The 12,666-nt window shown below is 56.8% G+C and carries 13 protein-coding genes; 10 read left to right on the top strand and 3 right to left on the bottom strand.

Annotated elements, in window-relative coordinates; translation table 11 throughout:
- The first annotated feature begins 7 nt into the window (after nucleotides 1-7).
- Together E3E30_RS05535 and cdr are read left to right on the top strand one after the other, a co-directional pair.
- The gene (locus tag E3E30_RS05535; protein WP_167728993.1) at nucleotides 8-1,165 is read left to right on the top strand and encodes a 60S ribosomal export protein NMD3; all 1,158 of its coding nucleotides are present in this window, start codon (nucleotides 8-10) and stop codon (nucleotides 1,163-1,165) included.
- A gap of 48 nt (nucleotides 1,166-1,213) precedes the next feature.
- Nucleotides 1,214-2,542 (top strand): CoA-disulfide reductase, encoded by a 1,329-nt coding sequence (gene cdr, locus E3E30_RS05530; RefSeq protein WP_167728992.1) that lies wholly within the window; start codon nucleotides 1,214-1,216, stop codon nucleotides 2,540-2,542.
- Between the two features lie 2 nt (nucleotides 2,543-2,544).
- On the opposite strand, the gene E3E30_RS05525 is transcribed toward cdr, so the two are convergent.
- Nucleotides 2,545-3,789 (bottom strand): MFS transporter, encoded by a 1,245-nt coding sequence (locus tag E3E30_RS05525; RefSeq protein ID WP_167728682.1) that lies wholly within the window; start codon nucleotides 3,787-3,789, stop codon nucleotides 2,545-2,547.
- A gap of 162 nt (nucleotides 3,790-3,951) precedes the next feature.
- Between E3E30_RS05525 and E3E30_RS05520 the strand changes: the two genes are divergently transcribed.
- The 7 genes from E3E30_RS05520 to E3E30_RS05490 are packed head-to-tail and all read left to right on the top strand — an operon-like array spanning nucleotide 3,952 to nucleotide 10,167.
- The gene (locus E3E30_RS05520; RefSeq protein WP_240922537.1) at nucleotides 3,952-4,710 is read left to right on the top strand and encodes a hypothetical protein; all 759 of its coding nucleotides are present in this window, start codon (nucleotides 3,952-3,954) and stop codon (nucleotides 4,708-4,710) included.
- A 3-nt stretch (nucleotides 4,711-4,713) separates the two neighbouring features.
- Entirely contained in the window at nucleotides 4,714-4,956 is a 243-nt protein-coding gene (locus E3E30_RS05515) for a DUF4405 domain-containing protein (protein WP_167728681.1), read from the top strand.
- A gap of 39 nt (nucleotides 4,957-4,995) precedes the next feature.
- The gene (locus E3E30_RS05510; protein ID WP_167728680.1) at nucleotides 4,996-5,940 is read left to right on the top strand and encodes a radical SAM protein; all 945 of its coding nucleotides are present in this window, start codon (nucleotides 4,996-4,998) and stop codon (nucleotides 5,938-5,940) included.
- Nucleotides 5,941-5,964: 24 nt separating this feature from the next.
- Nucleotides 5,965-7,401 carry a potassium channel family protein gene (locus E3E30_RS05505; RefSeq protein WP_167728679.1) on the top strand — a complete coding sequence of 479 codons (1,437 nt, stop codon included), beginning with the start codon at nucleotides 5,965-5,967 and terminating at the stop codon, nucleotides 7,399-7,401.
- Between the two features lie 4 nt (nucleotides 7,402-7,405).
- Nucleotides 7,406-8,533 (top strand): ATP-NAD kinase family protein, encoded by a 1,128-nt coding sequence (locus E3E30_RS05500; protein WP_167728678.1) that lies wholly within the window; start codon nucleotides 7,406-7,408, stop codon nucleotides 8,531-8,533.
- 56 nt (nucleotides 8,534-8,589) lie between these two features.
- Entirely contained in the window at nucleotides 8,590-9,495 is a 906-nt protein-coding gene (locus tag E3E30_RS05495; protein ID WP_167728990.1) for a hypothetical protein, read from the top strand.
- 60 nt (nucleotides 9,496-9,555) lie between these two features.
- Nucleotides 9,556-10,167, top strand: a complete 612-nt coding sequence (locus E3E30_RS05490; RefSeq protein ID WP_042688828.1) for a hypothetical protein — start codon at nucleotides 9,556-9,558, stop codon at nucleotides 10,165-10,167.
- On the opposite strand, the gene E3E30_RS05485 is transcribed toward E3E30_RS05490, so the two are convergent.
- Together E3E30_RS05485 and E3E30_RS05480 are read right to left on the bottom strand one after the other, a co-directional pair.
- A complete protein-coding gene (locus E3E30_RS05485; RefSeq protein WP_167728677.1) occupies nucleotides 10,164-11,363 on the bottom strand; it encodes a cysteine desulfurase in 1,200 nt (399 codons plus the stop codon). The genes E3E30_RS05490 and E3E30_RS05485 overlap by 4 nt on opposite strands.
- On the bottom strand, nucleotides 11,360-11,653 hold the full coding sequence (locus tag E3E30_RS05480) for a hypothetical protein (protein ID WP_042688831.1): 294 nt from the start codon (nucleotides 11,651-11,653) through the stop codon (nucleotides 11,360-11,362). The genes E3E30_RS05485 and E3E30_RS05480 overlap by 4 nt, the downstream gene beginning before the upstream one ends.
- A gap of 123 nt (nucleotides 11,654-11,776) precedes the next feature.
- Here E3E30_RS05480 and E3E30_RS05475 point away from each other — a divergent pair, with 123 nt between their 5' ends.
- The gene (locus E3E30_RS05475; protein ID WP_167728989.1) at nucleotides 11,777-12,505 is read left to right on the top strand and encodes a P-loop NTPase; all 729 of its coding nucleotides are present in this window, start codon (nucleotides 11,777-11,779) and stop codon (nucleotides 12,503-12,505) included.
- Nucleotides 12,506-12,666: the final 161 nt, after the last annotated feature.

Below are 12,666 nucleotides of genomic sequence, written 5' to 3'. Positions count from 1 at the left end.
GAGAGGGATGAGGTTCTGCTACCGCTGTGGGATAAGCGAGGAGGAAGGCGGTCCGCTCATCGAGGGCCTCTGTCAGGTCTGCTATCGCAAGGAGAATCCGGTCCTGCTCATAGGGGAAGAGGTAAACACCGAGCTCTGCCAGAACTGCGGGAGCTACAAGAAGAGGGGGGTGTGGGTTGACCCAAGGAGCTACGAGCTTGAGGAGCTCATCTTTGAGGTCGCCGAGAACGCCCTCCTTGAAGAGCTTGAGGATTCCTTCAGCGAGAAAATCTGGGAGTATGAGGTCGTTTCGCCCGAGGAGCTGGAGGAGATTGAGGATTTGCCCGTCGGCAGGGCAGTGGTTTCCTTCGAGCCCCTGGATTTCCACATCGAGCACTTTCCGGCGATAATCGTCTACGAGGTTCGCGTTAAGGCCAGGACCCACGAACTCCAGCGTGAGTTACACGATGAGCGGAAGCGCGTTACCGTCTACGTCCGCCAGACAGTCTGCCCCCGCTGTCAGAAGTTCCTCGGAGGTTACTTCGAGGCCATTCTCCAGGTCCGCGCCGAGGGAAGGCCCCTGAGCGAGGAGGAGCGGAAGGTCATAGGAAAGCTCGTCGAGGAGAAGGTTGATGAGATAATGCGGAAGGACAGGATGGGCTTCATCCAGGATACCATAGAGAAGGAAGAGGGTCTCGACTTCTACATGGGCTCCACCAGTTCGGCGAGGAAGATAGCGCAGGCAATCCGCGAGCGCTTTGGTGGGACGATAAGCGAGGCCTATGAACTGGTGGGCCTCGACAGGCAGACGAGCAGGGAAGTTTACAGGACGAGCGTGAGCGTGAGGATTCCGAAGTTCAGGAAGGGGGACATCGTGGCAGACAGGAGGGGCAACGTCTACGAGGTCGAGCGCGTTGACGGCAAGGGCTTAACGCTCAAAAACCTGGAGAACTGGGAGAGCGAGCACCTTGACTGGAAGACTGCCAAGAGGGAGAAAGTTGACACCGTCGAGCACGAGGAGAGCGAGGCGATGGTGACGAGCGTTACTCCCGGTGAGGTTCAGCTGATGGACATGGAGAGCTACGAAACTTATGAGCTCAACAGGCCACCCTTCGAGGTTCGGGAGGGGGAGGTTTACAGGATGGTCCACGTTGGAAGGAGGAAGTATTTCAGGGGCAAGAAGTGATTTTCTCCACCAACCTTTTTAACCGAAGGTTTTGAACCCTTCTCGGTGATGTGGATGAAGAGGGTCGTTATCATCGGTGGCGGAGCGGCCGGAATGAGCACCGCCTCGCGCGTCAAGAGGCTCAAGCCCGAGTGGGACGTCAAGGTCTTTGAAGCGACTGAGTGGGTCAGCCACGCTCCCTGCGGGATTCCGTACGTCGTCGAGGGAATCTCGCCGACTGAAAAGCTCATGCATTATCCGCCCGAGGTCTTCATCAAGAAGCGCGGCATAGACCTCCACCTCAAGGCCGAGGTCATCGAAGTCGGCCAGGGCTACGTTCGCGTTAGGGAAGAGGACGGCGAGCACACCTACGAGTGGGACTATTTGGTTTTCGCCAACGGCGCATCGCCTAGGGTTCCTGCCGTTGAGGGGATAGACCTCCCGGGCGTCTTCAAGGCGGACCTCCCGCCCGATGCCGTCGCCATCAGGGAGTACATGGAGAAGAACCGCGTGGAGGACGTTGTAATCATCGGCGGTGGCTACATAGGCGTTGAGATGGCCGAGGCCTTCTCCGCCCAGGGGAAAAATGTTACCCTCATCGAGCGCGGGGAGAGGGTTATGAAGAAGGCCTTCGACAAGGAAATAACCGACGTCCTTGAGGAGGAGATGAGGAAGCGGATAAACCTCCGCACAGAGGAAATCCTCATGCGCATTGAGGGCAGGGAGAGGGTTGAGAGGGTAATCACCGACGCCGGCGAGTACAAAGCCGACCTCGTGATTCTCGCCACCGGAATAAAGCCCAACGTCGAGCTGGCTAAACAGATAGGCGTTAGGATAGGCGAGACCGGGGCGATATGGACGAACGAGAGGATGCAGACGAGCGTTGAGAACGTCTATGCAGCGGGAGACGTCGCCGAGACGAAGCACCTCATAACCGGAAGGCGCGTCTGGATTCCGCTCGCTCCGTCAGGAAACAAGATGGGCTACGTCGCGGGAAGCAACATCGCCGGTAAAGAGCTCCACTTCCCCGGCGTGCTGGGAACGAGCGTTACCAAGTTCTTTGATGTCGAGATAGGCAAGACCGGCCTGACCGAGGCCGAAGCGATAAGGGAAGGCTACGACGTCAGGACGGCCTTCATAAAGACAAGCACGAGGCCCCACTACTATCCGGGGGCGAGGTCGATATGGCTGAAGGGCGTTGTGGACAACGAGACCAACAGACTGCTCGGCGTTCAGGCGGTAGGTGCTGAAATCCTCCCGAGGATTGACACGGCAGCAGCGATGCTAACGGCGGGCTTCACGACGAAGGATGCTTTCTTCACTGACCTTGCTTACGCACCGCCCTTCGCGCCGGTCTGGGACCCGCTGATAGTCCTTGCAAGGGTTCTCAAGTTCTGACCTTAGCTCATTCTTTTTATCACCGCGAGGCTACCGCCGACGAGCAGGACTGCCAGTCCAAGCGTCGGCCCGAAGCCCACCGCAGAGACCAGGGAACCGCCGAGGGCGCTTCCTGCAACGTAGCCCGCGGAGCTCAGGACGTTGTATGTTCCCATCGCGCTTCCCTTCTCGCGCTCTCCGGCTTTTTCTCCCACTATCCCCGTTGACGAGAGGCTTATGAAGGCCCACGAGTAGCCGGTGAGGACGTAGGAGGCCAGGACAAGGGGCAACGCCCCGCCAGCCCATACCGCGAGCAGGGCAACGGAGAACGCCCCCATTCTGATGAGCAGGCCCTTCGTAAGCGTTGCCCTCTTGTCCCTCATGCCCTGACCGACCCGCGTGTAGTTGAGGGCCGAGACGACTGAGTTGACGATGAGGGCCAGGTAGACGACGTCGGCTCCGTAGCCGGAGTCCCTTATCAGCACGGGCATCTGGGGGAAGTATAGTCCTATGGCGACCCAGAGGAGGACGAGAGAGATATAGAGCTCCCGCAGGCTCGCGGGGAGGCTCAGGTTGGTGTGCAGGACGAAGCTCGGGAAGTAGCGGGTCTTCTCAACGACGTAGTTCCCGAAGGCCCTTATTGCCCTCCTGTTGATGTAGACCGGGGCCTCCCTTATGGTTCTGTGGGCCAGAGGGAGCGCGGGAAGGCCAAGGAGCGCGAAGGTGGCGAAGAGCTCTGGTACGCTCAGGTAGCGTGAAAGGCCGAAGCCGATTAGCAGGCCGAACGCCCAGCCCCACCCGCTTATCTCGTTGAACTTGCCTATCCCGTAGTCCCAGCGGTGCTTCCTGACGCTCCTCAGAACGAGGGCTATTGGAACCGGGAGCGTTGAGGCGAGGAAGAAGGAGTATAGCGTGTTGACGGCAATCAGCTGGAGCGGTGTCCTTGAGAGCGCCATCAGGGGCAGGAACAGGGGGACGCTCGCGAAGCCGAGCAGTATGAAGGGCTTTCTCCTCAGGGTTCTGTCGCTCAGCCTGCCCCAGAACAGTGCACCGAGCATCGAAGCTAAACTCGCCAGCGCGAAGGCTATTCCGACGGTTGATGCACTTCCGCCGAGTTCGAGGATGTACAGGCTGACCAGTGCGGAACTTCCACCCGTGGCTATCTTGAAGGGCACAAAGGAGTAGAACCACCTCGGCACTTCCGGAATCCTGCTGTACCTGCCCGACACCGATGCGTTTCTGACCGCAACCGCTACCCTCTGGCTCATCTGACCACCTTGAGGGTGCGCCGGGGACGTTTTGATTTAAAAAGGTTCCTGACGCAACAGTGCCTGTGCTGTCTGAATGTGTGCATTGGGGCAGAAAGGTTTAAAAAATGTTACATATGCAATGCCTATCATGGGGAGGAAACTTGTAATCTCGTTCATACTTTGCCTTCTCTTCACGGCACTCCCGTTTGCGGTGAACTACGCCAACGAGAGAATCGGCACGGGCTCCACACCGCTTCCGTCACCTCCATCCGCGCCAGTCAACGGCGTTTACTACATCGGTTCCCTGACATCTCACCAGGAGACGACGTACTCTGCGTTATCCCCGCGAAGGCATACGTCGAGAAACCCGGAACGCTCGTAACGCTCAACGTCACGGTCAGGTTCAAGCACGCCCAGCCGTGCCCCTATTCGGACTGGAAGATAACGACCGAGAACCCTGTTAACGTCGAGGTCGTGAACGAGACCAAGACCGAGCTGAAGGACGCCTACACTGCCTTCAAGCAGTACACTGTGAAGGTCCTCGGCAACGGGAGCATAGACGTGGTCTTCCACTACGGCACCGGCTGTCCCTACGGAACCGAGGAGAGGGTCACGGTTAAGTTCTACATAGGAACCCCCACCGGCACCGTCCTCAACCAGAGCGCCCCCTCGCCGGAGGAGGTTCTGAATACGACTTCCGTGAACGTTACCGGCGTGATAAAGACCGTTGACACCGCCCTCAGGGCCGTCGTCGTGGAGAACTACACGATTGAGATTAGGGGCCGCTGGACAGGACCGAACGGTGAGAGCTTGGCTTGGCGTGACATGCTCGCCCTCCTGAAGCCCGGTAAGAGTGTGACGATACTCGCCAGCGAGGAGGACGGGTCGCTCAAGGCCGACGTTATAGTCATAGATGGAAAAACCTACAGGAAGGGGTGAGCCATGAAGTGCAACCTTAGAATGTGCGTTTCACTACTCCTCTTTTTCCTCTGGCTGATTACGGGCATAACCGGAACGATACTCCTCATCGGCCCGCTGACGGCGAAGCTCGGCCACCCACTGCCGGTCTCGACCGCCGACACACTGCACATTTACCTTGGCTTCGCCTTCTTCGGCCTCTCAATAGTCCACATAGCCCTCAACTGGAGCGCCCTGAAGGCCTACTTCAGGAACCTCACCCGCTAAGCTTATACGCTCTTAGGTCAACCTAATTCCGGTGGTGCCATGCTCGCCTTCGGTCCCGTCCCATCGAGGAGGCTCGGCAGGAGCCTTGGAGTCAACAACATACCGGACAAGGTCTGCTCCTACGCGTGCGTCTACTGCCAGATAGGGCGGACTTTGAAGATGGAAATCGAGCGGAAGCCCTTCTACGAGCCGGAGTTCCTCTTTGAGGAGGTCTCGAAGAAGGTCGAGGAAGCGAGAAGGAAGGGCGAGAGGATTGACTACATCACCTTCGTCCCGGACGGCGAGCCGACGCTCGATATAAACCTTGGCCTTGAGGTCGAGCTTCTGAGGGAACTTGAGGTCCCGCTCGCGATACTGACCAACTCGTCCCTCATCTGGCGCGAGGACGTGAGGGCGGACCTTTCGGCCTTCGACTTCGTCTCGCTCAAGCTCGATGCAGTAAGCGAGCCCCTCTGGAGGAAGATAGACAGGCCCCACAAGAGTCTCTCGCTCGGGAGAATCCTTGACGGTATGTTAACCTTTAGAGACGACTTCGATGGAACGCTTGTAACCGAGACGATGCTCATTAACATCGACTACGGCGACGAGCTCGAAAGGATAGCCGACTTCCTCGCGGAGCTTAAACCGGATAAGGCCTACATAGCCGTCCCCACGAGGCCACCGGCGGAGAAGTGGGTCGAGCCCGCCAATGAGGAAACGATAAACCTCGCCTACCAGCTCTTCAGCGAGCGCCTCGGCGGAAAAGTTGAATACCTCATCGGCTACGAGGGCAACGCCTTCGCGAGCACGGGAAACGTCGTCGAGGACATTCTGTCCATAACTGCAGTTCACCCGATGCGCGAGGAAGCATTGAGGGAGCTCTTGGAGAAGAACAACGCCGGCTGGGACGTGGTTGAGAGGCTTTTGGGGGAGGGGAAGCTGATAAGGCTGAACTACCGGGGCGAGACCTTCTACATGCGGGCCTTGAAGAGCAGAAAACCTTAATAGCACTCTCCTGAACTCGGAACGATGTGCGAGTACACCTTTGAAAACGGAAAAAAGTGCCGCCTGAAGCCAGTTGAGGGGTCGAAGTACTGTCCCCTCCACATTCCCTACGACGAGGGTGAGTCCCTACTGGGTGAAAGCATAAAGGAGCTGAAGGCTGAAACCTTTCAGAGGAGGCTCAAGGTCGGTCAGAGCTACTTCGAGGGCGTTTACCTCTACGACGTTACGATTAAGGACTATCGGAGCGAGAGGATTTTAGTCTTCAAGAACTCCCAAATCAAGAGCCTTATAATAGAGGATTCGAACTTCAAGGGGCTCGTTCTGCTGAACTCGACCGTGGACAGGGTTATTCTCTTCCAGTCAAAGGTTGAGGTCATCCTCGTCAAGGGCTCGACGGTCTTCGGCCTCAACGTGCTCCGCGTGGACTTCTCCAGCAACATCTCAATCAGGGATTCAAGCGTCAAGTACCTCATGCTGAACTCGACCCAGTACGTTGGCGAAGGCGAGGAGGAAACCTACGGTGGAAGGAGCGCCAAGGGCCTAATCGAGCTCTCAAACCTGAGGGACGTTAGGAGAATAGGGGTAAACACAAGATACCCCCTGCTCAGAAAAATCCTCGAGGAGCACGGGGTCAACGTTTCTGAGGCCGGCAGGAGGACGGTAAAGGTCCGCTCGCTCGTCATCCGCGACGTTTCCTTCGACACCGCGCCGAGGTTTAAGAGACAGGTCAGGCTTTCAATCGCGGGGTTCTCTGGAAACCTCGTTCTGGAGAACCTTGACGTCTTCGGCCACGTTGAGGTCAAGTGGAGCCACCTGAAGAGCCCCGAGTTCGTTCACGTCTTCGTCCACAGCAACCTGATAATCCGGAAGAGCCAGGTTAACGTGGATTCAACGTGGATTATGACGGTCCTTCCGAGCCTGCCCCTTGAGCTGGCCGTTGAGGGCTTCATGATAATCGAGGACTGCCGCTTCAACAACCCCTACGCGGAGGAGGTCTTCTACCGCCTCGCGAGGACGAGCTGGGAGCGTAGCGGGGACTTCGAGAGGGCAGACCAGTACTACTACCTTGAGATGGTCGCCAGGAGGAAGGCGCGCCTGAGGGCGAGGCGGAAGGGCATTAAAAAGCTCGTGGACCGCTTTGAGGTTGCCTTCGAGTGGCTCTTCGCGGACTTGACATGCAAGTACGGAACCGACTGGAAGAGGCCGATAATGATATGGCTCTTCGCCGTCAACGTCCTGTTTCCCGTCCTGTTCTTCGTCACGAGGAGCGTTCAGGGGCTTTCCAACAGTCTGAGCTTCCTCGACTACGAGTACTTCAGCATTGTAACGGCAACTACCCTCGGCTACGGCGACTACCACCCGATAGGAGTCGGCAGGGTCATAGCGTCGGTCGAGGCGCTCTTCGGAATGTTCATGTGGGCGGTCTTCCTGACGGTGTTCGCGAGGAAGTACATGAGGTGAGAGCGTGATAGGCCTCATAGTGAACCCGATAGCGGGAATGGGCGGTAAGGTGGCCCTCAAGGGCACCGACGGAGTGGTTGAGGAGGCCATTAGACGGGGGGCCAGGCCGGTTTCCCCGGACCTCGTCCGGCTCTTCCTGCGCGAGCTTTCCCACTACCCCGAGGCCCGCTCGATAACCTTCCTCACCGGCCCCGGCCCGCTCGGCGAGGACTACCTTCGGGAGTTCGGCCTTCGTTTTGAGGTTATCCCCCTCAGGTTCCACTACCGCGAGGTCAACGGCGTTAGAATCCCCGACACCAGTTCGGAGCACACCAAAAGGCTCGCCCGCGAGATGCTCGGGAGAGTTAAGCTCATAATCTTCGCTGGCGGTGATGGGACCGCGAGGGACGTTGTTAGCGCGGTCGGTAGGAAGGTTCCAATCCTAGGGATTCCGACGGGGGTCAAGATGTACTCCGGCGTCTTCGCGGTTTCGCCTGAGAAGGCCGCTGAAGTCCTCGTTAGGTTCCTGCGCGGAGAAACTAAACTTGAGGAGAGGGAAGTGAGGGACATCGACGAAGAGGCCTTCAGGAGGGACGAGGTCAGGGCGAAGACCTACGGAAAGGCCCTCGTTCCGGTCGTCGAGAACCTTGTGCAGGGGAGCAAGGAAGCTATCAAGGCCGACGAGGCCGGGGAGCTTGAAGCCCTGGCCGAGGCCGTCGCTGAGGAAATCCTTGAAAGCGAGGGGATTTATTTCCTCGGCTCGGGCTCGACGATAAAGAGGATAAAGGACAGGCTTGGTATCGATGGGACGCTCCTCGGCGTTGACGTCGTTGAGGTAAGGGACGGAGAAGCCAAACTCCTCGTCAAGGACGCCACTGAGAAGGACCTGCTCCGGTTTGCTGATAGGAATCCCAAAGTCGTCGTCACGGTAATCGGCGGGGCAAACTTCCTCTTCGGCAGGGGCAACCAGCAGTTCTCGGCCGAAGTCCTCAGGAGAATCCCGAGGGAGAACGTAATCGTTGTGGCGACGCCGGACAAGCTGACCGGCCCGATTCGCGTTTACACAGGAGATAGGGAAGTTGACGGGAAGTTCAGGGGTTACATTAGGGTGCGCGTGAGTCCCTGGATGGAGAAGCTTGTCAAAGTCGTTTAGGCGTTTAAACCGGAAGCCGTTTATAGAACCTCTTCCTATTTTCCCCGGTGGTTCTCATGAGACACAGCAGGATAGCGGTTAAGGTTCTCGACGGTGAGGAACCCGTCTTCTACGACCCAGTTTACCACGGCAGGACGCTGAAGGTCTTCGGGATGGACGATTATCCCGTCAGGTTCCTCTCATACGTTATCGGTGAGTACCGGAAGCTCGGCTACTCGGCGGTCGTCTTCGACACCACCGGGGAGGTTGAGGGGGACTTTGATGAAGTAATCGAGGTTCGCGACGGTGCCAGCCTCGGCCTCGACCCGATAAAGCTCTACAAGGCCGGCTACTTCGACCCGTACACCGCGGTCACCATCGTCCAAACACTGTACGGCCTCGACAGGTCGCTAACAGACAGGCTCTACGTTGACGTGCTCCTCGGCAAGGTTTCGAGCGTTCCCGAGGCGGTCAAGAGGAACGAGAAGTACTCGGAGGTTATCCTTGAGAGCTACACTCCCCTCGACGAGGCGCTGTACAGCGGCGAGCCACCGAAGCTCGAGGGAAGCGTTAGGGTGAACCTCGGCGAGACCAGGAGCATAACCCTCGTCGGCATAGCGTTCCTCACCCTTGCTGCTGCCTTCGAGAAGAGGCGCGAGACGGTTGTTGGCCTCGTTGACGGCGCCGTTCTCGGCTACACAACGGCTGGAAGCGCGGCAATGCCTTTGCTCACGAGGCCGTTGAAGCGCAGGGTTACCGTTGTCGCGAGCCAGTACGTCCTTGACTCGCTTCTGAACATAGCCGGCCCGACGCTCCTTCTCTACCACGACCCCGACGTTCAGTCCCTCGTTTACGAGACGAGCGGTGTTCCGCCGGGCCCGACGAGGAAGTTTGTTGGCAAAAAGGCCGGAACGCTGATAACGAGGAGCCCGGAGAGTGTTGACGTACTCCACGGAGGGTTGCCCGAAGGTGTTCTTCGGTGAACATCTTCGCCCTTCAATAACTTTTTTAAAGGTCCCGCGTACTTTTACTGGTGAGTAAATATGGTGTATTACGAACACGCCACAAATCCAATTGTATTCGGAACGCTCCTTTCGGTTTACTACTTTGCTGTAATCGTTGCGCTTATCGCGTGGTTCTGGAGTTCCTACCAGTACATCCGAAAGGGGAAGTACCGGCTGAAGAGACTGGCAGGGTTCCTTTTGATAGCGATTTTTCTCACGTCGCTTTCAGGTGCCAGGTTGCTCGATAAGTACCTTTACCTTCACTCGCCGGTTAACAGCGATTTCTGCATGACGTCATCGTGTGTTCTGTCCTCTACGGGCATTAAAACGTATAACCTGAACACCACAGAACTTGAAAAGCTCGGCGTTCCCAGTGTTGGTCCCATGTGGGTCTATGCCCTTTACGACGTTGGCCCGAGCTACAGACTTGGAGTCCAAAAGCTCTTAAGAGCCCTTGTTGTCGTTCGCCCTCTGCTCGTGGTTCCTGCCGTTGAGGTTTACGTTTACACCTTCCAGAACGGCCATTTCATTGAGAAGCAAAAATTCTACGTCTTCTGGCCAAAATCTCCTGGAACCGTCCTCACCGAGAAGCTCGATTTTGAATTTACAGTGTTGATAGTTCGTGGTGGGGGTGGGGGAGGGGGCGCTTAGCCCCTCAGCCCCTTAACCAGCTCCTCAAGAACGCCGAGGAACGTCTCAACCTCCTCAAGGCTGTTGTAGACGTGGAACGAAGCCCTCACCGTTCCGTTTATTCCTAACTTCTTCATCGCCGGCAGGGCGCAGTGGTGACCGGAGCGAACCATTATGTTGTTTTCATCTAGTATCGCCGCGACGTCGTGCGGGTGGAGTGGCGGAACGTTGAAGCTAACGACTCCGGCGTGCTTGTCGAGGTTTCTCGGCCCGTACCAGGGAATCTCAAGCTCGTCAAGGCCTTCCGTAGTGCGCTTAACGAGCTTCCTCTCCTGCCTCTCGATTCTGGCTAACCCAATCCTCTCGATGTACCTTATTCCCGCTGCGAGGCCTATCGCACCGCCTATGTTCGGCGTTCCGGCCTCGAACCGCTCTGGCGGCTCGGTCAGCTTGTAGGAATCCAAATCAACATCCTCAATCGTTCCGCCTCCGATTAACGGTGGCTCAAAGACGTCAAAGAACTCCTCGTTGATGTAGAGGACGCCTATTCCCGTCGGTCCCATCGGCCCCTTGTGGCCTGAAAAAGCTAAGAAGTCCGCGTGTAGTTTCCTAACGTCAACCTCCATATGCCCGGCGCTCTGTGCTGCATCGACGACGAATATCGCTCCTTCCTCCTTCGCCATCTTTCCGAGCTCCTCGACCTCGTGGATGACGCCGAGCGCATTTGAAACGTGCTGAACCGCGACGAGCTTCGCTCCCTTAATCTTCTTTTCCGCATCGCTCAAATCGAGGTTGCCCTCGTCGTCCCCGTCAATGAACTCGAGCCTGAGGTTGAGCTTTTTAGCCAATCTCTGCCAGGGGAGTAAATCCGAGTGGTGCTCGTACGGGGTCGTGACTATCTTGTCCCCGGGCTTGAAGATGCCCTCAAGGCCGAGGGCAACAAGGTTGAGGCTCTCGCTCGTGTTCTTGGTGAACGCTATCTCCTCGAACTTCGCGTTGATGAAGTCCGCGACCACTTTCCTGCTCTCCTCGCACTTGTGCGTCGCCATCTGGGAGAGCCTGTGCACACCGCGGTGGACGTTGGCCCTGTACTTAAGGTAGTACTCGTCCATGGCATCTACAACCGGCTTCGGCGTTAGCGAGGTTGCCGTGTTGTCGAAGTAGATGACCTCGCTCGTCAGCGGTATATCCTTCCTAACATCTTCCGGAATCCTCACGCTACCACCTCCAGAACCCCGGCGCAGTCGTAAACAATCCTCGCGATTTCCTCTCCTTTCTTTGCATCCTCTAAGAGTTTGACGATTATCTTCCCGCTCGGGTAAACGCTAACCTCGTAGCCCTCCATCTCCAGGATTAGCATCATTCCGGGCAGGAGCTTTTTTACCGTGTAACCCCTCTCCTTCAAACACTGGGCCGTTTTCGTCAGGTCGAGCTTTATCCTCTTCTCCCACGAGTAGGCCCCTATAACGACGCCCTTCATCGTGACGCAGGGTTTCGAGATAATCACCCTTCACCACCGTCCTTATTTTCGCGGGAGCATTTATACCGCTTTCCTGAACCTGAGGTTGGAAACAAGAATGAACCAAATCATTTATAAGGCGTGTTACTTTTTTGCCCAATGGTGATACGAATGAAGGTTCTCGTGAGCGGTAAGGGCGGCTGTGGAAAGAGCACGATAAGCGCGATGCTCGGCAAGTATCTGGCCGGAAAAGGCTACCGCGTGCTAATAATAGACGCCGACGAGTCAAACCCAGGCCTCTACAGGATGCTCGGCCTCCCGAAGGTGAAAACCCTCGCCGAGCACCTCGGGGGGAAGAAAAGGGCCAAAATCCTCATGGCGGCTGAAGGTGAAGGCGAGCTCGACGAGGAGCTCTTCAACTGGACGCTCGACGAGATTCCTGAGGAGATTCTGGCCAGAAAGGACAACCTCGCCGTTCTGACAATCGGGAAGATTGAAGAAGCTGAAGAGGGCTGTGCCTGCCCCTACGGATTCCTTGCCAGAAAGCTCCTCGAGGGCATAAAGCTGAAGGAGGACGAGGTCATCATCGTCGACACCGAGGCTGGCATAGAGCACTTCGGAAGGGGCGTTGACAAGTACGTTGACGTTGTCATCGACGTCGCAGAGCCATCGGCCGAGTCCATAGAGCTTTCGAAGAAGATAAAAGCGCTGAGCGAGAGCCTCGGCCTGAAGCACGTCCTCGTTCTCAACAAAGCCCTGCCCGGCGTCGAGGAGGAACTGCCGGTTAAGCCCGACGTGGTCATTCCCTTCGACCAGAACTTCATACTCGACAGTCTTAAGGGCAAGGAAGTTGAGCCGATAGAGCAGATAGAAGAACTGTGGAGGATAATCAACGGATGAACACATTCGAAGAGCCTTTGGCAATCTGACGTCACTTTCTCGTGTTTTTACACATTTTTGTAAACATTTTCGGAATTTTTTCGGAATATTTTGGCGATTCCTTGTCAATTGGGGCTCCTCATGCCCTTGTTTCGACGAACGGCTATTCTGCTTTCGGCGTT

Origin of the sequence: Thermococcus sp. 9N3, assembly GCF_012027685.1 — an archaeon.
Classification (GTDB): domain Archaea; phylum Methanobacteriota_B; class Thermococci; order Thermococcales; family Thermococcaceae; genus Thermococcus; species Thermococcus nautili.
Note: the sequence above shows the minus strand (reverse complement) of the source record. Positions and strands in the feature narration are given on the sequence as shown.

Bases quoted from the DNA above. Each gene is read 5' to 3' on its own strand.
- E3E30_RS05535 (WP_167728993.1), top strand. From the start codon at position 8: ATGAGGTTCTGCTACCGCTGTGGGATAAGCGAGGAGGAAGGCGGTCCG.
- cdr (WP_167728992.1), top strand. From the start codon at position 1,214: ATGTGGATGAAGAGGGTCGTTATCATCGGTGGCGGAGCGGCCGGAATG.
- E3E30_RS05525 (WP_167728682.1), bottom strand. From the start codon at position 3,789: ATGAGCCAGAGGGTAGCGGTTGCGGTCAGAAACGCATCGGTGTCGGGC.
- E3E30_RS05515 (WP_167728681.1), top strand. From the start codon at position 4,714: ATGAAGTGCAACCTTAGAATGTGCGTTTCACTACTCCTCTTTTTCCTC.
- E3E30_RS05510 (WP_167728680.1), top strand. From the start codon at position 4,996: ATGCTCGCCTTCGGTCCCGTCCCATCGAGGAGGCTCGGCAGGAGCCTT.
- E3E30_RS05505 (WP_167728679.1), top strand. From the start codon at position 5,965: ATGTGCGAGTACACCTTTGAAAACGGAAAAAAGTGCCGCCTGAAGCCA.
- E3E30_RS05495 (WP_167728990.1), top strand. From the start codon at position 8,590: ATGAGACACAGCAGGATAGCGGTTAAGGTTCTCGACGGTGAGGAACCC.
- E3E30_RS05490 (WP_042688828.1), top strand. From the start codon at position 9,556: ATGGTGTATTACGAACACGCCACAAATCCAATTGTATTCGGAACGCTC.
- E3E30_RS05475 (WP_167728989.1), top strand. From the start codon at position 11,777: ATGAAGGTTCTCGTGAGCGGTAAGGGCGGCTGTGGAAAGAGCACGATA.